Here is a 24,442-nt window from a genome sequence, read left to right as displayed (position 1 = left end):
AGAAGGAGTGGCTGGGATAGGACTCGTAAAGTTCTGTCCCAGTCACTTCTCTTTTTATGATAGGTTAAAAAAACGTACATAAGTTCTTTTATGAGAGAATAAGAAACTTTGTTTTTGGTTTTGGAAATTTTGTGATACACTGTTTCTATATTATTTTTTTAAGTAATCAATCCGCTCTTTAGAAAAAGATAAAAAAAGAATAAAGTAATTAGATATTACGTTCTATTTTTATTCTAGCACTAATGAGTTTGCTCAGTTTTTATGAAGGAGAGACACGCTATGCAATTCTTTGGTTTTGATGCGATGATTCGAATCATTAGCCATATCATGTTTATTTATGTCAGTTTTTGGGCGATGCAGTCTATTAGAATTGAACAGTTTTTTAAAGCGCATCAACCTTCTCAAATACGCATGCTGCTTGTCTTATTTTCAATCGTTATTGGTTTTACTGCAAGTTCATTTTTCTTAGAGTTTCTTGCATTATGCCGTAACTTGTTTATTGTATTTTTCCCATAAAGATGAATGAATAAAAAGAAAAGGTACTATTTGTTGGTAAATAGTGGTATAATAGAAAAGATTTTGGGTGAGCATATCCAATTCTAACTTTTTTGGGGGGAACAAAATGGAACAGATTATTGTTCATGGTGGTAACCAATTAAAAGGAACTGTGAAAATCGAAGGGGCTAAAAATGCCGTATTACCAATTTTAGCAGCGACCCTTTTGGCAGAAGAAGGAACAACGACTTTAAATAATGTACCAATCCTTTCTGATGTCTTTACAATGAATCAAGTAATCAAACATTTAAACGTTGATATTGAATTTAATGAAGATGAGAACCAAGTTACAATAGATGCAACTCAGCCTTTAGGTATTGAAGCAAACTATGCGTATGTTAGTCAAATGAGAGCGTCAATTGTTGTTATGGGTCCTTTATTGGCTCGTAATGGTCATGCAAAAGTTGCTATGCCTGGCGGCTGTGCAATTGGTAAACGACCGATTGATTTACACTTAAAAGGTTTCCAAGCTCTAGGTGCTAAAATCATCCAAAAAAATGGATACATTGAAGCCATTGCAGACGAATTGATTGGTAATACGATTTATTTAGATTTCCCTAGTGTAGGTGCTACTCAAAATATCATGATGGCAGCTGTTAAAGCGAAGGGCATGACTGTAATTGAAAACGTTGCTAGAGAACCAGAAATCGTTGATTTAGCTAACGTTCTTAATAAAATGGGAGCGAAAATTTTCGGTGCAGGTACTGAAACAATGCGTATCGAAGGAGTAGACAAACTTCACGCAGTTGAACATTCAATCGTTCAAGACCGTATTGAAGCAGGTACGTTTATGGTTGCAGCAGCAATGACTGAAGGAGATGTTCTGATTGAAGAAGCCATTCCAGAACATAACCGTCCATTGATTTCGAAATTAACTGAAATGGGAGCTGTTATTCGCGAAGAAAGAGGCGGTTTACGAGTAATCGGTCCTAAAGTTATCAAACCAACTGATATTAAGACACTACCACATCCAGGATTCCCGACAGATATGCAAGCGCAAATGACTGCGATGCAAATGGTAGCTGAAGGTCCAAGTGTGATTACAGAGACTGTTTTTGAGAATCGTTTCCAACATTTGGAAGAAATGCAACGTATGAATGCAGATGTGAAAATAGACGGAAATATTGCTATCATTAATGGAAGCCAAGCATTACAAGGTGCTGCTGTAGAAGCAACCGATTTACGTGCTGCAGCTGCATTGATTTTAGTCGGTTTACGTGCAAATGGAATTACTCGAGTTTCACATTTAGAATATTTAGATCGCGGATACTATAAATTCCATGAAAAGCTTCAAAAATTAGGAGCTAAAGTGGAACGAGTAAACGATGAAAAAACTGTAGAAAAGAAAATGTCAACTGTTAGTTAAAAAGGGGAAATAGAGATGAGCTCGACACGCTATATAATCGTGACTTTGTTGAAAGTTTTAGTTGTGATTGCTTTGGTGATCATTTTATTTGTTGCTGGAACAATGATCGGCTATGGAGTGATCGGTGGAGGAAACCCAAAAGATGTCTTCAATGAAGATATTTGGGCTCATATTCAAGACTTTTTTAAATAAGAGGAACATTGAATTAAAAGATAGGTTAAGAAGAAAAGACGTAACTTTAAGAGGTTGAAAAAGATTTTTTTCTTACTATGTACTCATATTTAAAGAGCAGAACAAAACGTATATTTAGTTTTGTTCTGTTTTTTTAGTTTAAACACCGACTCTTCTATAAAAAAATATTGTATTTTTTGTAAACAGAGTGTAATGAAAACGATTTATTGTTTTTTTTGTACGTATTAGACAGCATGAATACGTGTAATTATAATAAAAAGTGATAGTTCGTATGCTTCTTTCTTTAATTCATTTTCTAATGAAGAAAAAAATACTTATTTTAGTGCGAAGGATAGTTGGCAATTTCTATTCATTTACTAAAGAAAATGAACATATTTCCAATGTAACAATCATCAAACCGTTTTCTAGTAAGACGTAACAAAGCTTTAATTAAATGGTAACCAACTAAGCGATTGAACGTGTTAGGATAACTCTCGTACGAATTTTAGAGAGGAAACGATTGAATGAAGAGAAGATGGTTACCTATGTTGTTTATCGTTGCGTGTTTTATTATGGGATCAGTTATTCCTGTATATGCAGCTGAAAATAAAAGCAGTCATTTAGAAAGTTTAAAGAATTATACAGTACTATCTGAAGGCAAAGTAAAAGAGTTATCTAACTCTATGGTTAAGTTATTAGCGCAAGGGCAGGCGATCCGAGCCGTAAAAGCCGATATTTTAAATAAAGAAAAACAAACAAAAATAAAAGAAGCTGAGAAAAAAGATGTACAAGAGCAACCTGTAAAACATGTGACACCAACTGGGCAAAAGATGATGATGGAAGCTACAGCCTACTCGTGTAATGAAGGAATAATCGGTGGAGGAAATATGACGGCTATGGGACAAGATCTTCAAGTGAACCCAATGGCAATCGCTGTTGATCCAACGGTGATTCCTTTAGGGACAAAATTATTTGTTGAAGGATATGGTGAAGCTGTAGCTAGCGATACTGGAGGTGCGATTAAAGGCAATATTATTGATCTCCATTTTGCAGATGTATCCCGCTGTATCGAATGGGGAAGAAGACAAGTAGAAGTGACAATTTTAGTATAACGAATGATAGATAATAAAAAGGTAGACTGGTTATTTTTAGGCCAATCTATCTTTTTTATGTGAAGAATAAAGCTTAAAATAATGAAAAAGAAAAAGTGTTCTATGTTATAATAAAGATTGACTAATGGAGAAGGAGCGATACGTATGAAAGCAATAGTTACTGAGATCGGCCCACAGGCACTGGATGAAAAAGAACCAATAATCATTTTATTTGGTGAAAGTGCAACAGAGGGATTGAAAGAATATTCTGTAATCCAAAAGTTTCAAGAAACACAAGCATTAGAAATGAAAAAAGGGGACCAACTAAAAATAGATGATAAAGAATACACAATTACGTATGTTGGTTCATTTGCTAATAATAATTTAAATAGTATTGCTCATGTAACATTGATCTTTGATGAGGTTCCTAAAGAAGAAGCAATTGCCAACGGTTTGTACCTTTCTCCAAGTGAACTGCCGAAAATAAAAGTTGGAACAACGATAGACTATTTATCGCATGGAGTGTGAGCAAATGGAACAAAAAAATGAAAAAGAAAAACGTTTATCTTGGTTTTGGCGTTGGTTTTTAAATAATCAGGTGGTTACAGCACTTTTGATTGTGTTATTGATTCTTTTGATTCTGCTGGTTTTTACGAAGGTATCTTATTTATTTAAACCAGTGTGGCAATTTATAGGCGTTGTTGGATTGCCATTGATTATGGCGGGAATTTTGTATTATTTAATGAATCCGGTTGTTGATTACCTAGAAAAGAAAAAAGTCCCTCGTATCTGGAGCATCATCGGATTATTTATTATTGTAATTGCGTTGATCATTTGGGGCCTTGTAGTGATTGTGCCAAAAATACAAGAACAAACAATCAGCTTTGCAAATCATTTTCCGCAATATCTTGAGACGATTGATAAGAAAATGCAGGAAATTTTGGGAGATCCTTTCTTTGCACAATTTCGAGTGCAACTAGAAGAGATGGGGGATAAGTTGTCTAGTTCTTTAGGGGATATTATTCGTAATATTTCAACATTTACAGTTCAAGGACTTGGCAGTTTTGTAGGTGCTGTGGCGACCGTTGTAGTTGCACTTATCACCATGCCTTTTATCTTATTTTATTTGTTAAAAGATGGTAAAGAGCTAGCACCGTATTTGATGAAGTTTTTACCGAATAAAATGCGTCAGCCGACGTTAAAAGTTTTGGGGGAAGTAAATTCTCAAGTCTCTTCGTATATTCGTGGGCAGTTGACTGTGGCTTTTGCTGTTGCAGTGATGTTTATTATAGGTTTTTCATCTATTGGGTTAGATTATGCCATTACACTAGGAATCAGTGCAGGTTTTCTAAATTTGATTCCTTATTTAGGGTCATTTTTAGCAATGGTGCCAGCAATTTTTTTAGGAATTGTTGGAGGTCCTGTTTTATTAGCCAAAGTCTTAGTAGTTTTTGTTATTGAGCAAACGATTGAAGGACGAGTGATTTCACCACTTGTTTTGGGCAGTCAGTTAGACATTCATCCTGTGACGATCTTGTTGGTGTTATTGACCTCTGGAAAGTTATTTGGAGTAGTAGGAGTTATTCTTGGCATTCCTGTCTATGCCGCAGCTAAAGTCATTATTACGCACATTTTTGAATGGTATAAAGATATTTCAAGTTTATACCATGAGGAAGAAGAAATGAAACGATTAAAAGAGTAAAAACGACTTTAGATAATTAGCCATATTTCGCTCACATTAAAACTCGAAGCGGAAGACTTTGGAAAGAAGTTTTTGTTTTATCCTCTATAAAAGAAACGATCAATCTACAGCTAAATTTCAGTCATGGAAACAGTGACGAGAAGTAGTTGAGGCTGATCGTTTCTTTATATTTTAGCCAATAATCAATTTGTTTTCTGTTATGAACCAACGGACTGAGATAAATATCTAGAGAAACGACCGTTTGTCGCAAACTTGTTTAATAGTAAGAAACAAAAAAGAAGTCGATACATGCTAAAACGATCATTAATACAGTGAGTAGACCACAAACAATCAAATGACGGCGTTTATGCATCATAACAATAGCAATAAACTCTCTTAAAAAAGCATTCGGCAGAAAGTAAAAAGCTGTTTTGGCTCCAATTCCATTTGCATTTAGAGCGGCCATTTTTGCAAAAAGTCCTGCACGAAATAAGTGAAAATTATTCGTCGTGAAAATCGCATGAAAGTCGGTTCCACCAAAGGAATTTTCCATGATTTCTTTAGAAAATTTCATATTTTCCAACGTATTTTTAGAATTGGTTTCAACTAAAATATCTTCTTCAGGTATACCTTTTTCTACTGCATAATTTTTCATCGCCAGACTTTCGGCAATATGTTCATCATCTCCTTTACCACCAGACATCACAATTTTAGGAGGGGTTAAAGTGGCACGAGATTGTGCTTTATAAAATTGGATAGCTTTCTCGATTCGTTTTCCTAAAAGAGGCGGGACTGTTTTTCCATCAATTAAGCCCGAACCTAGAACAATAATGAAATCTTGATTATACTTCGGCTGATTGAATTGATAGATGATTGAAATTGTTAGAAAGTTATAAAAAATAAGTGAAAAATACCCCATTACTAACGGTAAAATCCCGAATAACAAAGATGCCCAAGAAGGTAAAAGTTGATTGGAATAATGATTAAAAATCAAAAAGGCGGTCAAGCCAATCGCTAAAAGTAGCGTCAATAAATTTGCTAAGGAACGTCCTTCTTTACGCATTACAACAATTGCATTCCAATACAAGAAAACAAGTAGTGCATAAATACCAATCAACACGAATACTAATAAGACGGCTCCTGTGATCCCAGCTAAAACGACTAATAGTAAATTCATAGTTCTAATGACTAAAAAGCCAAGATACGTCATACCAACGACTAAAAATAGATTAAATAATAAGCCATTTATTAATCTACGTTTTTCATTAAAATAGCAAAAAAGAAAAAGCAGAAGAAAAGCGAACGGGATCAAAAAGTAAAAACTGTGAAGCTCAAGTTCTAAAAAAATAACATAAAAAATAAAGCAGATAGAAAACCAAAGAAGCTCAAAAAATATCCAATCTTGATTGACTTTTTTACGGCGCCAAGTTGGAATAGCCAATGCACCTAAAAGGTAAATAATACCCATAATGAAACTAAAATAATTCCCCATAAATAGAACTCCTTTAACAAAATGATTTCTCTATTAGTATAACCAAAAATGAAAGAAAAAAATACTATACAGCCTAATAGAGAGAACGGATTTCTATTCAGGAAACCGGACAGGGAATGTGATGAAAAAGCGAGTTCCTTTTCCTTCTTTTGAATCTAATGACAGATACCATTCGTATTTTGAGACGATAGATGCTACCGCAAATAAACCAAGACCAGTACCTTCATCTGCAGATTTAGTGGTAAAAAATGGTTCAAATATTTTTTCTTTTAATGCATCAGGAATTCCAGGTCCATTATCAGAAATTTCCAGAGTTACAAAGCGTTCAAACTGATTCATTTGAGGATTCTCTTTCTTTGCTCGCTCAACTGTTTCATTGGAAGCAGGAGAGACAATAACTTGGATTTGAGATTGTTGATTCGGATTGCTTTTAGTGGCTTGATAAGCATTAGTAATTAGGTTGTAAATCAAATTTTGCAAATCGATTTCTTCTAATTTTGTCCTACCTAAATTTTCTTGTATCGAAAGAGTGAGCTGTGTGTTTTTAGGAATAATCTCACCAATCAAGTGAGTCGCAACTCCGATTGCAGCCGAAATATCTACCCATTCTTGTACGCTTGCTTGTGTTTTAGAAAAGCGTAAAACATTAGCTGATAATTGTTTTCCTTTTTGAGCAGAATGCAAAATTTCTTGTAAATCTTCTTCTAATAGCTGATTTTCAGCGTATTCTTCCAATAACAATTGTGTATTACCAATAATTGGTGTCAAAAAATTATTCATATCATGAACGATAGATGTTGTAAGAAGACCGACTGTTTCCATTTTATTGCGCTGATAAAGTTCTAACTCTAACTGATGCTGCATTTTTTGTTGTTTTTGGGTTTCAATCAAGTGACGATTTTCTTCTTCAATAGTTTCTTTTTTTCTAAAATTACGGATAAACAAGGAACAGATAATAATCAATAGTAGCAATAAAACCAATAATAAAGACAAAACAATGACAAAATTGATAATATCATTGTTGCGTTCATTGTAATCAGCATTGATGGCTACGACCCAGCGTGCTAAGCCAACATCGATCCATTCAAACGCGCTGATTTTTAAGACTTCTGTAGGCATATCTTCGTCCCACCAATAAGACTTATAGGTTAATTTACCAGAGTCATGCGTTAATTGATATTTTTCTAATCGTTTTAAATCTGAATAATCAAAGTTCGGATAAAGCTTCTCTCGATCATTGATAATATCTAAACCAACTTGCTGTTCCACAGGATGCATGACTACAGTCATAGAGCGATCTTTGATCATTGGATAGCCTTTATAATCGACTTCAAAATCTTGTAGAAAATGTTTGTAAAAAGCTTCTAAATTCAATGGTAAAATCAAATAACCATCGATTTTGCCAGCGTCTGTTCTGATTTCTTTATAAAAATTGATATATGCTTTTTTTTCAATAAAGTAAGAATCACCATTTTGAGCCGTTGGTTTATCAAGTAATTGCTTCAGAGATAAATCATGATCAATAAATGGACGGATGGTTTCAATATCAGTGATCTTCGTTTGCTTTTCTTTTGAATCCCAATGGAAAGCATAGAGTGGGGTTCCATCAGCATCTATATAAAAGAGTGCATCTGTTTCATCATTCAGCGAGTCAAAAAATGTATTTAAAGATGAGCGACTATTCTTCAAATAGGTCACTGGGTCCTCGCTATTTTTCAAATTTCCATCAATAGCTAGGTAGTTTAGCGCTTGATGACGATTTTTCATAGAGAGTTGAATGACTTTTCCCACATATTCTGTTGATTGCAATAAAAAGTCTTGTCCACTAGCTGTTGTTGTTTTGCGAATTACATAAAATCCGCGGATAGCAAAGAAAACGGATACAACAATAAAGACGATTAATACGGCAATCATCCGATTGACAATTTTAGTTGTTCGTTTCATTGGTCTAGCTCCTTTTAAAAGTCTGTTCATATCATAACAAGTTCATGTTGAAATTTAAAGATAATTCAGCTATTGTATAGATAATGTAAAAAAAATAATGAGGTGTGCACGTTGCGAAACGAAAAAATTTTGGTAGTAGATGATGATCCAGCAATTCGACGTTTGATTTGGAAGTCTCTTCAGTCAACAGGTCTATTAGTATATCAAAGCGATACAATCGAAAAAACAATAGACATTATGGAACGAGTGGACTTTCAATTGTTTCTTCTAGATGTAAGTTTAGAGCATGAAAACGATGGCTATCATTTGGCTCAATTGATTCGAGAACGTCAACCGTTAACGCCAATTATTTTTGTTAGTGGGAAAAAAAGTGAGCAAGACATCGTCAGTGGTCTAGAATCTGGAGGAGACGTCTATATCGCCAAACCCTTTGCCCCAAATGTATTGAGAGCCCAAGTCATCAGTACATTAAATCGAACGGAACAATTGTTGACATTGAGTCGGCATCGGGAAGAATCGATGCTAAAAGAAGGGATCTTTTCCTTTGATAAAAATCAATATCAGTTTAGCAAAAATGGTGAGATAGTAAATATGACGTCTAAAGAGATCATGATGATTCTGTTTTTCATGGAAAATCCCTATCAAGTCTTTAGTAAAGAACAGATTTACGCTAGTGTCTGGAGTGATGGGGACATGGACAAAAACTTAATCACGGTGTATATGAATTATCTAAGAAATAAAATCGAAGATGACCCCAAAAAACCGCAATATCTACAGACGGTTTGGGGAATTGGGTATTTGTTTAATCCAGAAGGAAAAGATTCTGATACTAAAACATTTGGCTCTGATAAATAAAGGCGATATTCACGAAAATTGTCCGTCAATTTTTTGTGAGTGTCGCCTTTATCTAAGAAGTACTGTTTATTGTGATCGGAAAATCACCATAGATGTTCTAATTGAGCAAAAAAATAACTCAGTGCTAATAAATCGGCAGCTCCACCAGGACTAAGGTGAGCTTTGGTTAATTCTTGATCGAAGCAAGTGAGTGCTTGCTCTAATTCATTTATAGAGCTGTTTATTGAAAACGTTTCTAGCAGTTCATTTGCTTGATTTTGAACTTTTTTCCACGCGTTAACGCCACCACGATTGATGAGGTTTGAGTCTTCTATCTTAGCCATTAGATGGAGTAACAATAATAAAAAAGTCTGATGTTGTTCATTTTTTTGGTGGCTTCTTAAAAAAGGCAGTGCAATTTTTTGAAGAGTCGGATAGCCTGCCTCTGCTTCTCCTCGAATACCGATAATCCCATGCTCTAAATAAAGTTTTTCACCGTAACTGAGGCGTTCTTTTTGAGCTAAATTAGCGAAATCTTTTGAAAGTAATCCCTTGGTCATGTCCTTTACATAAGTAAAAATAGCCGTTGTTTCTTTTTCAGAAAAAGGTAATGATAAATGGTGGTCTTGGATTATTTTTCCCGTTGCGCTTAAAAGTAATGCAAAAGAAAAATTAGCGCCTTTATGGGTATTGATTCCTTTTGTTGCTGTTAACATCGTTTTTTCAGCTTGTTGTCCAAGGTTTCGTATCTTTGAAAATAAGTCGGAAGGGGATCCTTTATGCGTCATTCCAATAGAAACATATTCAGTTAAAAATGGCGCAAGAGCAGCGCTGCTATCAATAAAAGTAAAATAAGTCATGTCAAAATGTGCGCCGCTACTTTTAGGATCGACCAAGCCTGGCTTGGGAGAAAGACTGGCTTCAAATACTAGGGATTGTAAAGCTAATGCGCTAATTATTTGAGGCTGTACAGCGTGTTTATTTGCTTGTGTCATGTAAGTGTTTTTCCATTTCTTTAATGATAAATGTTTGGGAATAATCCAAATGCTCGGTAATCAAAGCGGACAATTGTTCTTCTTCTTGATTTAACATGCATGTATAAATTAGCCAATGCTCATGTAAGGCTTTATCACGTCGTTCTTTGGAACGAATAGAAATATCTCTAAAGTAAACTAAGTATTCCCGTAATTTCATCACAATTGATTTTAAGCGAAGCATTTTACTTTTTTCATAGATAAATTCATTGAAATCAGAAAACTTTTGCAACACTTGGTCAATTTCATTTTGCTCATTTAACTGTTCCGTTTCATCTAATAAAATCTTTAATTCCTCAAAATCTATAGCTGTCATTTCTTTCATTGCGGTGATCGTCGCTAGAACATCTAGTGATTTTCTGATGGCATAAATTTCGTAAGCATCATTGACAGAAATTCCTTTAACAATAATCCCCACTCCCTGAACATGATCAACTAATCCTTCTTCAACTAGTTTTTGTAAAGCATAGCGAATTGGAGTGCGGCTAATATTCATTCGCTCAGAAAATTCTTTTTCATTTATCCGCTGTCCAGCAGGGATCTCGCCTAAAATAATGGTTTTTCGGAATGCTTTGTAGACAAGTTCTTTTAAAGGCTCATTGAGACTTAAATCTAAATTTTTTCCAACAGCTTCTGATATGGTGCTCATTGGATTCACTCCTTTTTTTCATGATTGAAAACCACACAAGCCAATTGCTGGATTGTGCGATTTTCAAAAATAAAACATTTTTTATTGTGGAATATAAAGTGGCATATGGCCTGTTAAGACAATCGTCACAACGAAAATAATAAAGATCCCCAGTGCCCATTTTGCGGCTTCTTTTTGCCATTGTCCCATATCTAAACCAGTTAAGCGAAGTAATAGATAGATGAAGGCAACCAAAGGACTTAATAAGTGGAATGCTTGCCCCATCAATGATGCTAAGGCCATTTGCATATCTGTAAAACCATAAGCGCGTCCAGCTTCTGCTAAAACAGGTAAGACCCCAAAATAGAAACCATCATTTGAGATAAAGAATGTCCCAGGAGCTGAAATCAGAGCAATTACCAAGCCCCAGAAACCAGCTAATTGATTTGGAATGATTTTTGTGAAACTTTGAGCTAATGCATCTGCCATACCAGTTCCTTGGAAAAGTCCCATGAAGACACCCGCTGCAAATACCAAAATAACCACCTGAACGGCGTCACCGCCATTTGCGCCAATACGTGATGATTGGTCTTTTAAGACAGGATAGTTGACCATTAAAGCCACAACGGTACCTGTTAAGAATAAGAACAAGGGTGGTAAACCAAGCCCAACAAATGAATCGGTTACTAATAACGCAATCAATGAAATCGTTAAAATCGCATTGAATAACCAAATTTTAGGTCGGCGGATTGCCAGCGTTTCTTCATCTGTAACGGTTGTCATAGCATCAATTTCTTCATCTGTCAGTTGCTTGATTCCAAGGCGAGCACGTTCTTTTCTACCCATTGATGGAGCAACAATGAAAATCACATAAAGTAAAGCGATGATCATACCAGGAATCAGATAAGCTAAAATTTCAGCACCAACATTTAAGACACTCATCGCACGAGCGGTTGGGCCGCCCCATGGAAGTAAGTTCATAATTGTATTTTGTAAAATAACCAAAACCCCTAAGTTCATCAATTTCATATCTAGTTTTTTATAGATAGGAATAAAAGCAGAACAACAAATCAATGTAGTAGTCGTTCCGTCCCCATTAAGAGAAACAGCAGCTGCAACAACAGCGGTTGCGATTAATACTTTCATTGGATCGCCTTTTGCGATATGGATCATTTTTTTCGTGATTGGGTCAAATAACCCAGCATCCAACATAATTGAAAAATAAAGAATGGCAAACAATAACATGATACCTGTAGTGGATGTTGTTTTGATTCCTTCCATCACAAAGTCTCCAATAGAGCCTTTCTTAGAAACACCTGCAAACATTGCGATCAGTGCAAAAATCAGCGGAATCAAAACTAAAGCTGTAAACGGTGACATTTTCTTTTTCATGATGACAAACATAAAAACGATAATCATTACATAAGACAAAACAGTTAATAACATTTTCTTCTCTCCTTCAACACTAAATTCGTTTTTCAAAACAATTGAGGGTCTCTTTTGTTGTGTTGGTCTAATAGAAAAATAACGATACGTCTAATAAAGAAAGCCTTTTCTTGTTTCGTTTAACAATGCTTAGTTTAATCCAAGAAAGTATAGATAAATAGGATATCAGACGAAAAAGAACACCAAAAAAACAGGGATGATAGCGGTTTCTTAAAGAGATGTTAATAAGATGTTAATAAAATATTAAATGATTATAAACGTTGATATATCAGTGTTTTTTGTAGTTTGATAGGAAATATGGAAAAGAGGAACAGTAAAAGAACAATTTCTACTGGCTGATTTCATTTTATTGTCTGCGTTTTTACCTATAATGAGAGCATAAACAGAAAGGATGTGACGTCATGGGGTTATTTGAACGGCTGTTTAATAAAGAAAAAGCAGAAATGAAAACGGATAAGCAACTACTTTCTTCTACGATAGAGAAAAAAGATGAGTGGCAAGAAATTGCTGGATATATCCCGGTAGATAGGACAGAATATCAATTTGTTTCGTTAATTGCAACGGCAATCGCTGCCGGAGATCACCCAGAAAGCGAGTTTGTTATTAAACGCATTTCAAAAAGGAATCCAGAAGCACAACTGGTTTCTGTGATCGCTACCAGCATTGCATCAGCTGATCACACAGCGAGTCAGTTTGTCATTCGCTCAATCAAGGAAAAAAGCACGAATTAGTTTTTGTGTTACTTGATAGGTAAGTTAGTTCCACGGGCTAGCTCTTCGGAAAAAAGATAAAGATTGAATGTGAAAAAAAGCATCACAGTCAATTGTTCCTATTTTTCAGTCAGAGCTGAACAAACCTGCTACACGTTTGTGTTATCTAGTTCCATGGGCTAGTCTCTCGGAAAAAAGATAAAATCTGACTGTGACAAAAAGCGTCACAAACATATTTTCCTATTTTTCAGTCGAGCCTGGACGAGCCCATTACACTTTAAATTTTAGGAGGAAGAAAAATGTTACGTAAGTTCAAAATTTCAATTGATGGAAAAGAGTATTTAGTAGAAATGGAAGAAATTGGCGGTGTGGCGCAACAAGCACCGATCGTAGCACCAGTTGCACCGTCCGCTCCTGTAGCAGAAGCGGTACCAACAACGCCTGCACCAGCTGAGCCAACAGCTCCTGTAGCAAGTACACCAGCTGGAACTGATGCGATGCCATCACCTATGCCTGGAACAATCTTGAAACTCTTGGTAAATGTTGGTGATACAGTACAAGAAAATCAGCCATTAATGATTCTTGAAGCTATGAAAATGGAAAATGAAATTGTAGCTGGCAAAGCTGGTACGGTTACAGGAATTCATGTTAAACAAGGCGATATGGTCAATCCAGGAGAGCCATTAATTACAATCGGTTAAATAGGAAAAAAGTAGTTTAATTTTAAAAGAGGAAGTGACGTTTGTGGAGACATTAATTGAAGGCGTAGTAGGAATGGGGCAAGAGCCTGGTCGCATTGTAATGATGGTGATCGGAGGCATTCTGATGTACTTGGGAATCAAAAAAGAGTACGAGCCTACCTTACTTGTTCCAATGGGATTAGGAACGATTTTAGTCAATTTTCCTAATTCGGGTGTACTAAGTGCTGGTGGTGAAGCTGGTCCGTTTCAAGTGTTGTTTGATATAGGAATTTCGACGGAGTTATTTCCATTGTTACTATTTATCGGAATTGGCGCTATGATCGATTTCGGACCATTATTACAAAATCCATTTTTATTATTGTTCGGTGCAGCCGCGCAATTTGGGATTTTCTTTACGATTGTTGCAGCCGTTTTATTAGGCTTTGATTTAAATGATGCGGCGTCTATCGGGATTATCGGAGCAGCGGATGGTCCAACATCAATCTTTGTTGCCAACACGTTGAATTCGAAATACATGGGTGCGATTATGGTGGCGGCTTATTCTTATATGGCCTTGGTTCCGATTATTCAACCAGTGGCGATTAAAGCTGTTACAACGAAAAAGGAACGCAAAATCCGCATGACGTATCGTGCTGGTGAAGTGTCACAAACAGCAAAAATTTTATTCCCTATCGTGATTACAGTTGTTGCTGGGTTAGTAGCACCGGTTTCACTTCCCTTAGTTGGTTTCTTAATGTTCGGGAATTTACTACGTGAATGTGGTGTTCTAGATCGTTTATCTGTGACGGCGCAAAATGAGTTGGTAAACATGATTAGTATTGTTCTAGGATTAGCGATTTCAGTGAAAATGCAACACGAAGAATTTTTACAATTTGATACCTTAATGGTCATTGGTCTTGGATTAGTTGCCTTTATCATGGATTCAGTTGGTGGTGTTTTGTTTGCCAAATTATTGAATCTGTTTAGAAAAGAAAAAATCAATCCGATGATTGGTGCAGCTGGGATTTCTGCCTTTCCAATGTCTAGTCGAGTGATTCAAAAAATGGCAACAGATGAAGATCCGCAGAACTTTATTTTAATGCATGCAGCAGGTGCGAATGTATCTGGACAGATCGCGTCTGTGATTGCGGGCGGCTTATTATTGGCGTTGCTTGCGTAGTTTTTTTGATAGAAGAAAAGGAAAGGAGCTTGTATATGTCAGCTGATTTATTAAAATCATTGGAGCTATTGATTTTTGGGTGGGGTGGCGTGTTTGTTGTCATTTTCGTGATTTACTTTGCGTCTCTTATGTTAAGTAAATTGTTTCCACCGAAGAAGTAGGAAGTGATATGTAATGAATATCAAAAGAATTTGGCTTGATCGAGATCAGGCTGGAAAAAAGCAGTGGACAGACTTTCTGGCTACCGCTGACCTACTACCTGATGACCAACTAGACTATACAATCGGCATCTACGATCAGGAGAAGCTTATTGGAACAGGATCAATTTTTAGGAATATTTTAAAATGCGTAGCAATTGACGCTTCTTATCAAAACGAAAACTTGCTTTCTCAAATTGTTCAATCTTTACGAGAAAGGCTACAGGAAATCGGCTATCAGCATTATTTTTTGTATACAAAGCCAAAAACCAGTAAGCTGTTTCGCTCTTTAGGCTTTACTGAAATTGCGTCAACAACTGAACTGGTTTTTATGGAGCAGGGCTTTCCTGATTTTGAAGATTATTTAGCGGAACTAAAAAAGCATCAACGAATGACAAAGCACAATGCAGCAATTGTAATGAATGCCAATCCATTTACGAATGGTCATTTGCATTTAGTTACAGAAGCAGCTAAACGTGCTGAGACGGTTTATCTTTTTGTTTTATCTGAGGAACGCTCGCTGTTTGATGCAAAGACACGTTTTGAACTAGTCAAAGAAGGAATCAGTCATTTATCAAATGTAGTGGTTTTACCAACCAGAGAATATATGGTATCTAGTGCAACATTCCCATCTTATTTTTTGAAGGATCAGGCGAAGGCTAGTATTGCTCAAGTTCAAGCTGTTTTGGATGCCACTTTATTTAAAGAAAAGATTGCCTCTACCCTGTCAATTTCAACTAGATTTGTTGGAGAAGAGCCATTTTCACAAGTAACTGAAATCTACAATCAAGCGATGAAAAAGACTTTTGGTTCTGAACTAAAGCTGGTTATTTTACCAAGAAAAAGGATTGGTGAAGACGTTGTCAGTGCCACCAGAGTGCGAGCTTTAATGGCACAGGAAAATTATGTAGCAATTAAGCCTCTTGTTCCGCCCAAAACTTTTGAAGAAATAATCAAACAAAAAAATAAGTAATGAGGTGTATATTTTGGAAATCAAACAAAACGCATCTGCTGGTACAACTGAATCAAGCGATATTATGATTACAATTGGAAAAAACAGTGGACAAGGAATTCTCATTGAACTGGACAGCAGTGTTGAAAAGCAATTTGGACGTCAAATTCGTGAAAAAATACAAGATACCTTAAATAAATTGTCTGTATCTGACGCGAAGGTCCAGGCAATTGATAAGGGAGCATTGGATTGTACAATTCAAGCTCGAACGGTGGCAGCTGTTTATCGTGCTGCTGGTGAAGAAAATGTAGACTGGCGGGTGTTAAATACATGGAACGCTTAAGAAGAACGATGATGTTTGTACCTGGAGCAAATGCTTCAATGCTTAGAGACGCGACTTTATATGGTGCTGATTCGTTGATGTTTGACCTAGAAGATGCGGTTTCTTTAAAAGAAAAAGATAGTGCTCGTTTACTTGTTTATCAAGCTTTACGGACGTTTGATTACTCAACTGTAGAAACGGTCGTTCGGATCAATGGCTTAGACACAGTAGGGCATCAAGATATTGAGGCAATGGTTTTAGCTGGGGTTGACGTGATTCGTTTACCGAAAACAGAAACGGCTCAAGATATTGTTGATGTGGCGGAAGTTATCACTGAAATGGAAACAAAATATGGTATCAGTGTCGGGACAACTAAAATGATGGCAGCAATCGAATCGGCTGAAGGTGTTCTGAATGCTCGAGAAATTGCTCAGGCAAGTGATCGGTTGATTGGAATCGCGCTGGGTGCAGAAGATTATGTGACAAATATGAAAACACACCGCTATCCAGATGGACAGGAATTGTTTTTTGCCCGTAGTTTTATCTTGCATTCAGCTAGAGCTGCAGGAATTGCGGCTATTGATACAGTGTACTCTGATGTGGATAATACAGAAGGCTTTTTAGCGGAAGTGGAATTAATCAAGCAATTAGGATTTGACGGTAAATCAGTCATCAATCCGCGTCAAATTCCTTTAGTAAATGGTGTTTATGAGCCGACTGAAAAAGAAATTCAAAATGCCAAAGAAGTAATCTGGGGCATTCGTGAAGCTGAAGCTAAAGGTTCAGGTGTGATTTCAGTCAATGGAAAAATGGTAGATAAACCGATCGTTGAACGAGCCGAACGAGTGATTGCTCTGGCGATTGCAGCAAAATTAATTTCTGAGGAGGAAGTCTAAAATGAAAAATAATGTAGGCAAAGAAATTCCAGATAATTATGCTGAACAATACGGTTTATTTAAAGGTGAGCTGGGGAATATTCGCGAATATAAAGAAGCTAGCCGAACAATCAACCCAGTTAGACCAAGAGATACAAAGTTATTGGGTAGTTTAAGAGAAGCGATTGAAAAAACAGGCTTAAAAGACGGCATGACGATTTCTTTCCATCATCATTTCCGCGAAGGTGACTTTGTGATGAACATGGTATTAGAAGAAATCGCAGCACTAGGAATCAAAAATCTATCGATTGCACCTAGTTCAATCGCAAATGTACATGAACCATTGGTTGAACATATTAAAAATGGTGTGGTGACGAATATTACCTCTAGTGGATTACGTGATAAAGTTGGAGCTGCAATTTCTGAAGGGATTATGGAAAATCCAGTGGTGATCCGTTCACATGGAGGGCGTGCCAGAGCAATTGCAGCAGGAGATATTCATATTGATGTAGCTTTTCTAGGGGCGCCAAGTTCGGATGCTTATGGCAATGTGAACGGCACAAAAGGCAAAGCAACCTGTGGATCTTTAGGGTATGCGATGATCGATGCCAAATATGCAGACCAGGTAGTGATTATCACAGATAGCTTGATGCCCTATCCAAATACACCAATCAGCATTCCGCAAACAGATGTAGATTTTGTCGTAGAAGTTGATGCAATCGGCGATCCTGATGGGATAGCTAAAGGTGCAACACGTTTTACTAAAAATCCGAAAGAACTATTGATTGCAGAATATGCGGCTAAGGTGATCACCCATTCGCCTTATTATAAAAACGGTTTTTCTTTCCAAACAGGAACAGGAGGCGCAGCCTTAGCCGTTTCTAGGTTTTTGAAAGAGGAAATGATCAAAGATGGTATCACAGCAAGTTTTGCTTTAGGTGGTATCACGAACGCAATGGTTGAATTATTGGAAGAAGGACTAGTCGAAAAAATCATCGATGTCCAAGATTTTGACCATCCATCTGCTGTTTCATTAGGTAAAAATGAGAATCACTACGAAATTGATGCCAATATGTACGCATCTCCATTAAGTAAAGGTTCTGTGATCAATCAATTAGACACAGCGATTCTTTCTGCACTAGAAATTGATACGAATTTTAATGTGAATGTGATTACCGGATCAGATGGAGTGATTCGAGGTGCATCTGGTGGACATTCAGATACAAGTGCTGCGTGCAAGATGAGTTTAGTAATTGCACCATTAATCAGAGGCAGAATTCCGACAATCGTTGAAGAAGTCAATACAGTTGTAACACCTGGCAGCAGCATTGATGTGGTGGTGACAGAAGTTGGGATTGCGATCAATCCTGAACGCCAAGACCTAATAGAACACTTTAAAGCATTAGATGTTCCACAACTAACAATGAAAGAACTACAAGAAAAAGCTTATAGCATCGTAGATCGACCAGATGCCATCCAATATGGTGATAAAGTCGTTGCATTGATCGAATACCGTGATGGTTCAATTATTGATGTGGTCAGAAATGTCTAAAACCTATTTAAAAGGAGAAATGATTACGCTGATAGAAATGTTGGACGCTCGAGAAAAACGAGTGCGTATTCAGCAAGAACTTTTATATAAGTATCCTACATGTGCTTTACTAAGCGCTACGATGAATATTCCTGGACCTGTAAAAACAAATGAGCAGCTTAGACATGCATTTTACACTGTTATTAAAGAGCTCAACACTCTTTTTCCTCCTGAACAAATCATTGCTCATAAACACCGAGCGTTGGCCACAGGATCTGAATATTATCTAGTCCTAAACGAAGCACCTAAAGAGCTGAAAAAAGAGCTAATTGAAGTAGAAGAAACACATTATTATGGACGTTTGATGGATCTAGATGTGGTTTACTTAAAAGAGGATACGTTATGTTCAATCAGTCGTACTGAACTAAATCAAAAGCCCAGAAGTTGTTTTATTTGTAACGACGAAGCAAAAATCTGCGGCAGACAAAGACGCCATAGCATAGAAGAAATGCAAGAAACAATCAGTCAACTAATTGAGAAAGGAAGGATGAAATGACAAAAGAAATCCTTTTTACGGAAACCGTGCTACGTGATGGCCAACAAAGCCAAATTGCTACACGAATGCCGACAAGTGATATGTTACCCATCATTCAAACATTGGATGAAGCGGGGTATCATGCGTTAGAAATATGGGGCGGAGCAACATTCGATGCCTGTATTCGTTTCTTAAATGAAGATCCTTGGGAACGATTAAGAACGATCCGCCAAGCGACTAAAAAGACCAAACTGCAAATGCTTTTAAGAGGTCAAAATTTACTTGGCTATAAAAACTATGCAGATGATGTCGTAGAAGCTTTTGTACAAAAATCAATTGAAAATGGCATCGATATTATTCGTGTTTTTGATGCACTAAATGACACAAGGAACTTGCAAACATCAATCGAAGCAACTAAAAAGTTTGGTGGACACTGCCAACCAGCTATTTCATACACAACAAGTGACTTTCATACGATTGATTACTTTGTCGGTTTGACTACAGAATTAGAGAAAATGGGAGCAGATTCAATTTGTATCAAAGATATGGCAGGTATTTTAACACCAAATGATGCTTACCGTTTAGTCACAGAAATCAAAAACAAAATCCAAGTGCCTTTAGAAGTGCATACTCATGCAACAAGTGGGATTGCTGAAATGACTTATTTAAAAGCTGTTGAAGCAGGTGCAGATATTATTGATACTGCGATTTCTTCCTTTTCTGGCGGAACCAGTCAGCCAGCCACAGAATCAATGGCATTGGCGTTAGAAAATTTAGGCTACGATACGCATTTAGACATGAAAAAAGTATCAGAAGCAGCTGATTATTTCAACCCAATTCGTGATAAGTTTAGAGAAGAAGGGGTATTAAATCCTAAAGTCAAAGACACTGAGCCAAAAACACTGATTTACAAAGTGCCAGGTGGAATGCTTTCCAATCTACTCAGCCAGTTGACGGAACAAGGATTAGCGGATAAGTATGAAGAGGTTTTAAAAGAAGTACCTAAAGTTCGTGCTGATCTAGGATACCCGCCACTTGTAACGCCATTATCACAAATGGTCGGAACACAAGCAGTAATGAACGTAGTTAGTGGTGAACGCTATAAAATGGTTCCAAAAGAAATCAAAGACTATGTTAAAGGGCTCTATGGAAAACCGCCAGTAGCAATTTCAAAAGAAATGACGAAACTAATTATTGGTGAAGAAAAAGTAATTACTACTAGACCAGCCGATTTATTGAAGCCAGAGCTTCCTCACTATGAAAAAGAAATTGAAGAATACGCTAAATCAATAGAAGATGTATTGATGTATGCTTTATTCCCACAACAAGGGAAAGATTTCTTAGGAAGAAGAGAAGATCGTTTTTACGATGTTCCGATGCAGGAAATAAAAGTTACACTAGACATCTAAGGAAAAACGTTACAAAAGTCAGTGAAAGATAAACTGATTTTGTAACGTTTTTTGTTTTTTTAGTTAAGAAATATATTAATAAAAATAAAAAATAGTGCCTTACATGAAGACTGTCAAATTCTGTTGTAAATCATCAACTATTGCCTAGTAAATGTCACTTCTCCTGAAGGCGTATTTTAGTTTTTAAGATGGCATTTAGATTAAAAATAAATGTAAATAAAGTGCGTAAATGTTAATCTTTTGGTTGGTTAAGTTTGTCTTTAGTCGATTTATTCTTTTATATATAAAGGTTATCAGGTTCTCACATAAATGTTACATTTATAAGTGAACTAACCTTACTTTTGTCATATTCTTTAATGTTTACAATTGTTTAGAAAGCCGTTATAATGGCTAAAATTAGATCATGTATGGAAAGTGAGAACGCTATACATCATAAATAAACAATTGAGAAAGTTTATTTTTATTTACGCTCGCTACATTTTTAATTATCGAGCTTCATAGGCTAACCTTTCGGAAAAAAGAAAAAATCCGCTTGTGGCAAAGAGCGCCACATGCATATTTTTCTATTTTTCGTTCAAGGAAAACAAGCCTATTCCGCTTTTATCTATCGAGCTTCATAGGCTAACCTTTCGGAAAAAAGAAAAAATCCACTTGTGGCAAAGAGCGCCACATGCATATTTTTCTATTTTTCATTCAAGGAAAACGAGCCTATTTCGCTTTTATCTATCGAGCTTCATAGGCTAACCTTTCGGAAAAAAGAAAAAATCCGCTTGTGGCAAAGAACACCATATGCATATTTTTCTATTTTTCATTCAAGGAAAACGAGCCTATTTCGCTTTTATCTATCGAGCTTCATAGGCTAACCTTTCGGAAAAAAGAAAAAATCCACTTGTGGCAAAGAGCGCCACATGCATATTTTTCTATTTTTCGTTCAAGGAAAACGAGCCTATTCCGCTTTTAATTTTAGGAGGGATGTTTTTGATTACTAGTAAAGAATTGTCAGAGATTTTTTTTGAAATGGATCAGAAAAAGTACCATTATTATTCACTTGCTTCGTTAGAAACAGAACAGCACCAGTTTATTGGTAAATTGCCTTTTAGTATTCGGGTACTTTTAGAATCTTTGTTACGTCAGAAAAATGGCACTGGAATCACGCAAAAGCACATCGATGATTTAGCTAAATGGTCTGCTAAGCATGAGAATAAAGGCGAAGTACCATTTAAACCTGCTCGAGTGATCTTACAAGATTTTACTGGTGTTCCAGCTATTGTGGATTTGGCATCTTTACGGAAAACCATAGCCGATTTTGGTGGAGAGCCAACTAAAATCAATCCAGAAGTTCCTGTTGATTTAGTTGTAGATCATTCTGTTCAAGTTGACGTTGCAGGAATGAAGCAAGCCCTACAATTAAATATGAACATGGAGTTTCAACGAAATCAAGAACGTTACCGTTTTTTAAGTTGGGCGCAAAAAGTCTTTGATAATTATCGTGTTGTACCACCGGCAACAGGAATTGTTCATCAAGTCAATATTGAATATCTAGCAACAGTTGTAACACAAAAAAGAATAGATGACGATACAATATTACTGTATCCTGATACATTAGTTGGAACGGATTCTCATACAACAATGGTTAATGCACTGGGTGTTTTAGGCTGGGGAGTTGGAGGAATTGAAGCAGAAGCGAGTATGCTTGGTGAGCCATCTTATTTTCCTATCCCAGAGGTTGTTGGTGTACGTTTTATCAATGAACTCTCTCAAGGTGCAACCGCTACTGATTTAGCGCTAAAAGTTACTCAGGTGTTAAGAGAACAAAAAGTTGTGGGAAAATTCGTAGAGTTCTTTGGTTCAGGTTTAATAAAGTTAAGCCTGGCTGATCGTGCAACTGTAGCGAATATGGCACCTGAATATGGCGCAACATGCGGCTTTTTCCCTGTGGATGATGAAACAATTCGTTATCTAAGATTAACAGGGAGAGATGAGCAAACAGTAGCAGTTACCGAACGTTATCTAAAAGAAAATCAACTATTCTATGATCCAATAAATGATCCAGAACCAGAGTATACAAAAGTAATCGAAATCGATCTAAGTGAAATTGAAGCGAACCTTGCAGGTCCAAAAAGACCTCAAGACTTGGTGCCTTTATCTGAAATGAAGAAAACTTTTGAGAAAGCAGTTCACTCGCCAGAAGGCTTACAAGGATTTGGATTAACTGAGAAACAATTGGAAAAGAGTGTTTCCTTAGAGTTAGAAGGTGTTCATCACCAATTAAAACCAGGCGTCCTTGCGATTGCAGCAATTACTTCTTGTACGAATACATCGAATCCTTTTGTTATGCTAAGTGCGGGGCTGGTTGCTAAAAAAGCAGCCTTACTTGGATTACAAGTGCCCAATTATGTAAAAACATCTTTAGCTCCAGGATCAAAAGTTGTTACAGCATACTTGGAAAAAGCAGGCTTGTTACCATATTTAGAACAATTAGGATTTCATTTAGTTGGTTATGGTTGCACAACTTGTATTGGCAATTCGGGAGCTTTAAAGCCGGAAGTAGAAGAAGCAATAAAAGAAAATGACTTATTAACCTCAGGTGTTTTAAGCGGAAACCGAAACTTTGAAGGGCGTATCCATCCGTTAATTAAAGCGAATTATCTAGCATCTCCACCATTAGTTGTGTTATATGCACTTGCAGGAACTGTAGACATTGATGTATTCAATGAACCAATTGGTATTGGTGAAAATGACATTCCCATTTATTTTAATGATTTATGGCCTTCTAGAGATGAAATTCAAGCCTTAATTGATGAATGTGTCACTCCAGAACTCTACCAACAAGAATATGCAAGAGTTTTTAGTGACAATGCAGAATGGAATAAGATTGAAACAAATGATGAACCATTATACAGCTGGGAAGAAGAATCTACCTATATTGCCAACCCACCTTATTTTGTAGGTATGACAAAAGAAAGAATACCAAGAAAGCCATTAAACCAACTTGCTGTGTTAGCTAAGTTTGGAGATTCAGTGACAACAGATCATATCTCTCCTGCAGGAAGCATCCAAAAAAATAGTCCAGCAGGTCAGTATTTGATGGATCGAGGAGTTGGTGTTCGGGAATTTAACTCTTATGGAGCCAGACGTGGTCACCATGAAGTGATGATGCGGGGGACATTAGCCAATATTCGTATTCGTAATCAATTAGTACCTGGTGTTGAAGGAGGCTATACTATTTTTACACCAACACAAGAAAAAATGACTATTTATGATGCCGCAATGAACTACCAGAAACAAGGAACAAAACTTGTGATTTTAGCAGGTGATGATTATGGCATGGGTTCATCAAGAGATTGGGCGGCTAAAGGTGTACAGCTTCTTGGTGTGGAGGCTGTAATTGCTAAAAGTTATGAGCGCATTCACCGTTCTAACTTAGTAATGATGGGTGTTTTGCCACTACAATTCAAAACAGGTGAAGACGCGGATAGCTTAGGTTTAACAGGAACAGAGCTATTTGACATTGCTATTGATGAAACAAAAGGAATTTTAGATACCGTGACTGTTACTGCAACGAAAACCACTGGTGAAATAGTTCAGTTTGAGACAATTCTTCGTTTTGATTCAGCTGTTGATCTCACTTATTATCAACATGGCGGGATTTTACCAATGGTGATTCGTAAGAAACTTCAATGTTAGTATAGATATGTAAAAAATATAAAGTAAAACGACATGAAGGTTGTTATCATATTCTCTCTAGCTATTTGGACTGATTCCTCGGAAAAAAGACTGGACGAGCCCGCGTAGCTTTTAAATGAAGG

At 36.5% G+C, this 24,442-nt stretch carries 23 protein-coding genes; 18 read left to right on the top strand and 5 right to left on the bottom strand.

Annotated features, from left to right (window positions below; translation table 11 throughout):
- The first annotated feature begins 279 nt into the window (after window positions 1-279).
- From A5880_RS02275 to A5880_RS02250, 6 genes are all read left to right on the top strand, one after another.
- Window positions 280-516: a DUF1146 family protein gene (locus A5880_RS02275; protein WP_086331593.1), complete on the top strand. Its 237-nt coding sequence runs from the start codon at window positions 280-282 to the stop codon at window positions 514-516.
- Between the two features lie 106 nt (window positions 517-622).
- Window positions 623-1,921 (top strand): UDP-N-acetylglucosamine 1-carboxyvinyltransferase, encoded by a 1,299-nt coding sequence (gene murA, locus A5880_RS02270; protein WP_086331592.1) that lies wholly within the window; start codon window positions 623-625, stop codon window positions 1,919-1,921.
- A 15-nt stretch (window positions 1,922-1,936) separates the two neighbouring features.
- Window positions 1,937-2,113, top strand: a complete 177-nt coding sequence (locus A5880_RS02265) for a DNA-directed RNA polymerase subunit beta (protein WP_086331591.1) — start codon at window positions 1,937-1,939, stop codon at window positions 2,111-2,113.
- Between the two features lie 503 nt (window positions 2,114-2,616).
- Window positions 2,617-3,204, top strand: coding sequence for a 3D domain-containing protein (locus tag A5880_RS02260; RefSeq protein ID WP_086331590.1), 588 nt, complete (start codon window positions 2,617-2,619; stop codon window positions 3,202-3,204).
- Between the two features lie 144 nt (window positions 3,205-3,348).
- Window positions 3,349-3,711, top strand: a complete 363-nt coding sequence (locus A5880_RS02255; protein WP_086331589.1) for a PTS glucitol/sorbitol transporter subunit IIA — start codon at window positions 3,349-3,351, stop codon at window positions 3,709-3,711.
- Window positions 3,712-3,715: 4 nt separating this feature from the next.
- Window positions 3,716-4,885 (top strand): AI-2E family transporter, encoded by a 1,170-nt coding sequence (locus A5880_RS02250; RefSeq protein WP_086331588.1) that lies wholly within the window; start codon window positions 3,716-3,718, stop codon window positions 4,883-4,885.
- A 256-nt stretch (window positions 4,886-5,141) separates the two neighbouring features.
- Here A5880_RS02250 and A5880_RS02245 read toward each other — a convergent pair whose 3' ends face one another.
- On the bottom strand, window positions 5,142-6,356 hold the full coding sequence (locus A5880_RS02245; protein WP_086331587.1) for a YdcF family protein: 1,215 nt from the start codon (window positions 6,354-6,356) through the stop codon (window positions 5,142-5,144).
- Window positions 6,357-6,449: 93 nt separating this feature from the next.
- On the bottom strand, window positions 6,450-8,300 hold the full coding sequence (locus A5880_RS02240) for a sensor histidine kinase (RefSeq protein WP_086331586.1): 1,851 nt from the start codon (window positions 8,298-8,300) through the stop codon (window positions 6,450-6,452).
- 111 nt (window positions 8,301-8,411) lie between these two features.
- Here A5880_RS02240 and A5880_RS02235 point away from each other — a divergent pair, with 111 nt between their 5' ends.
- Complete coding sequence (locus A5880_RS02235) at window positions 8,412-9,155, top strand: response regulator transcription factor (RefSeq protein WP_086331585.1); 744 nt, start codon at window positions 8,412-8,414, stop codon at window positions 9,153-9,155.
- A gap of 83 nt (window positions 9,156-9,238) precedes the next feature.
- On the opposite strand, the gene citG is transcribed toward A5880_RS02235, so the two are convergent.
- The 3 genes from citG to A5880_RS02220 form a co-directional block, all read right to left on the bottom strand.
- On the bottom strand, window positions 9,239-10,129 hold the full coding sequence (gene citG / locus A5880_RS02230; RefSeq protein ID WP_086331584.1) for a triphosphoribosyl-dephospho-CoA synthase CitG: 891 nt from the start codon (window positions 10,127-10,129) through the stop codon (window positions 9,239-9,241).
- Complete coding sequence (locus A5880_RS02225) at window positions 10,113-10,817, bottom strand: GntR family transcriptional regulator (RefSeq protein ID WP_086331583.1); 705 nt, start codon at window positions 10,815-10,817, stop codon at window positions 10,113-10,115. The genes citG and A5880_RS02225 overlap by 17 nt, the downstream gene beginning before the upstream one ends.
- An 81-nt stretch (window positions 10,818-10,898) precedes the next feature.
- Window positions 10,899-12,242 (bottom strand): CitMHS family transporter, encoded by a 1,344-nt coding sequence (locus A5880_RS02220; RefSeq protein WP_086331582.1) that lies wholly within the window; start codon window positions 12,240-12,242, stop codon window positions 10,899-10,901.
- Window positions 12,243-12,643: 401 nt separating this feature from the next.
- Here A5880_RS02220 and A5880_RS02215 point away from each other — a divergent pair, with 401 nt between their 5' ends.
- The 11 genes from A5880_RS02215 to acnA all read left to right on the top strand — a co-directional run bounded on the left by A5880_RS02215 (window position 12,644) and on the right by acnA (window position 24,320).
- The gene (locus A5880_RS02215; RefSeq protein ID WP_086331581.1) at window positions 12,644-12,973 is read left to right on the top strand and encodes a hypothetical protein; all 330 of its coding nucleotides are present in this window, start codon (window positions 12,644-12,646) and stop codon (window positions 12,971-12,973) included.
- 278 nt (window positions 12,974-13,251) lie between these two features.
- Window positions 13,252-13,653, top strand: a complete 402-nt coding sequence (locus tag A5880_RS02210; protein ID WP_086331580.1) for an acetyl-CoA carboxylase biotin carboxyl carrier protein subunit — start codon at window positions 13,252-13,254, stop codon at window positions 13,651-13,653.
- A gap of 43 nt (window positions 13,654-13,696) precedes the next feature.
- On the top strand, window positions 13,697-14,812 hold the full coding sequence (locus tag A5880_RS02205) for a sodium ion-translocating decarboxylase subunit beta (RefSeq protein WP_086331579.1): 1,116 nt from the start codon (window positions 13,697-13,699) through the stop codon (window positions 14,810-14,812).
- A gap of 35 nt (window positions 14,813-14,847) precedes the next feature.
- Window positions 14,848-14,973 carry an OadG-related small transporter subunit gene (locus A5880_RS02200; RefSeq protein ID WP_086331578.1) on the top strand — a complete coding sequence of 42 codons (126 nt, stop codon included), beginning with the start codon at window positions 14,848-14,850 and terminating at the stop codon, window positions 14,971-14,973.
- A gap of 13 nt (window positions 14,974-14,986) precedes the next feature.
- Entirely contained in the window at window positions 14,987-15,982 is a 996-nt protein-coding gene (gene citC / locus A5880_RS02195) for a [citrate (pro-3S)-lyase] ligase (protein ID WP_086331577.1), read from the top strand.
- A gap of 13 nt (window positions 15,983-15,995) precedes the next feature.
- Window positions 15,996-16,304 (top strand): citrate lyase acyl carrier protein, encoded by a 309-nt coding sequence (gene citD, locus A5880_RS02190; RefSeq protein WP_086331576.1) that lies wholly within the window; start codon window positions 15,996-15,998, stop codon window positions 16,302-16,304.
- Window positions 16,292-17,179, top strand: coding sequence for a citrate (pro-3S)-lyase subunit beta (citE, locus tag A5880_RS02185; protein WP_086331575.1), 888 nt, complete (start codon window positions 16,292-16,294; stop codon window positions 17,177-17,179). The genes citD and citE overlap by 13 nt, the downstream gene beginning before the upstream one ends.
- 1 nt (window position 17,180) lies before the next feature.
- The gene (gene citF, locus A5880_RS02180) at window positions 17,181-18,710 is read left to right on the top strand and encodes a citrate lyase subunit alpha (RefSeq protein WP_086331574.1); all 1,530 of its coding nucleotides are present in this window, start codon (window positions 17,181-17,183) and stop codon (window positions 18,708-18,710) included.
- On the top strand, window positions 18,703-19,245 hold the full coding sequence (gene citX, locus A5880_RS02175; protein ID WP_256924845.1) for a citrate lyase holo-[acyl-carrier protein] synthase: 543 nt from the start codon (window positions 18,703-18,705) through the stop codon (window positions 19,243-19,245). Before citF ends, citX begins: the two co-directional genes overlap by 8 nt.
- Entirely contained in the window at window positions 19,242-20,633 is a 1,392-nt protein-coding gene (locus A5880_RS02170; RefSeq protein ID WP_086331572.1) for an oxaloacetate decarboxylase subunit alpha, read from the top strand. The genes citX and A5880_RS02170 overlap by 4 nt, the downstream gene beginning before the upstream one ends.
- Window positions 20,634-21,605: 972 nt before the next feature.
- Window positions 21,606-24,320, top strand: coding sequence for an aconitate hydratase AcnA (acnA, locus tag A5880_RS02165; RefSeq protein WP_086331571.1), 2,715 nt, complete (start codon window positions 21,606-21,608; stop codon window positions 24,318-24,320).
- Window positions 24,321-24,442 lie beyond the last annotated feature (122 nt).

It is taken from the genome of Enterococcus sp. 4G2_DIV0659, assembly GCF_002140715.2.
Taxonomy (GTDB): domain Bacteria; phylum Bacillota; class Bacilli; order Lactobacillales; family Enterococcaceae; genus Enterococcus_L; species Enterococcus_L mansonii.
This window is presented reverse-complemented; position numbering and strand designations above follow the sequence as displayed.

What these genes read in the sequence shown, in the direction of transcription:
- A5880_RS02275 (WP_086331593.1), top strand. Translation starts at nt 280, where the DNA reads ATGCAATTCTTTGGTTTTGATGCGATGATTCGAATCATTAGCCATATC.
- murA (WP_086331592.1), top strand. Translation starts at nt 623, where the DNA reads ATGGAACAGATTATTGTTCATGGTGGTAACCAATTAAAAGGAACTGTG.
- A5880_RS02265 (WP_086331591.1), top strand. Translation starts at nt 1,937, where the DNA reads ATGAGCTCGACACGCTATATAATCGTGACTTTGTTGAAAGTTTTAGTT.
- A5880_RS02260 (WP_086331590.1), top strand. Translation starts at nt 2,617, where the DNA reads ATGAAGAGAAGATGGTTACCTATGTTGTTTATCGTTGCGTGTTTTATT.
- A5880_RS02255 (WP_086331589.1), top strand. Translation starts at nt 3,349, where the DNA reads ATGAAAGCAATAGTTACTGAGATCGGCCCACAGGCACTGGATGAAAAA.
- A5880_RS02250 (WP_086331588.1), top strand. Translation starts at nt 3,716, where the DNA reads ATGGAACAAAAAAATGAAAAAGAAAAACGTTTATCTTGGTTTTGGCGT.
- A5880_RS02245 (WP_086331587.1), bottom strand. Translation starts at nt 6,356, where the DNA reads ATGGGGAATTATTTTAGTTTCATTATGGGTATTATTTACCTTTTAGGT.
- A5880_RS02240 (WP_086331586.1), bottom strand. Translation starts at nt 8,300, where the DNA reads ATGAAACGAACAACTAAAATTGTCAATCGGATGATTGCCGTATTAATC.
- citG (WP_086331584.1), bottom strand. Translation starts at nt 10,129, where the DNA reads ATGACACAAGCAAATAAACACGCTGTACAGCCTCAAATAATTAGCGCA.
- A5880_RS02225 (WP_086331583.1), bottom strand. Translation starts at nt 10,817, where the DNA reads ATGAGCACCATATCAGAAGCTGTTGGAAAAAATTTAGATTTAAGTCTC.
- A5880_RS02220 (WP_086331582.1), bottom strand. Translation starts at nt 12,242, where the DNA reads ATGTTATTAACTGTTTTGTCTTATGTAATGATTATCGTTTTTATGTTT.
- A5880_RS02215 (WP_086331581.1), top strand. Translation starts at nt 12,644, where the DNA reads ATGGGGTTATTTGAACGGCTGTTTAATAAAGAAAAAGCAGAAATGAAA.
- A5880_RS02210 (WP_086331580.1), top strand. Translation starts at nt 13,252, where the DNA reads ATGTTACGTAAGTTCAAAATTTCAATTGATGGAAAAGAGTATTTAGTA.
- A5880_RS02200 (WP_086331578.1), top strand. Translation starts at nt 14,848, where the DNA reads ATGTCAGCTGATTTATTAAAATCATTGGAGCTATTGATTTTTGGGTGG.
- citC (WP_086331577.1), top strand. Translation starts at nt 14,987, where the DNA reads ATGAATATCAAAAGAATTTGGCTTGATCGAGATCAGGCTGGAAAAAAG.
- citE (WP_086331575.1), top strand. Translation starts at nt 16,292, where the DNA reads ATGGAACGCTTAAGAAGAACGATGATGTTTGTACCTGGAGCAAATGCT.
- citF (WP_086331574.1), top strand. Translation starts at nt 17,181, where the DNA reads ATGAAAAATAATGTAGGCAAAGAAATTCCAGATAATTATGCTGAACAA.
- citX (WP_256924845.1), top strand. Translation starts at nt 18,703, where the DNA reads ATGTCTAAAACCTATTTAAAAGGAGAAATGATTACGCTGATAGAAATG.
- A5880_RS02170 (WP_086331572.1), top strand. Translation starts at nt 19,242, where the DNA reads ATGACAAAAGAAATCCTTTTTACGGAAACCGTGCTACGTGATGGCCAA.
- acnA (WP_086331571.1), top strand. Translation starts at nt 21,606, where the DNA reads ATGTTTTTGATTACTAGTAAAGAATTGTCAGAGATTTTTTTTGAAATG.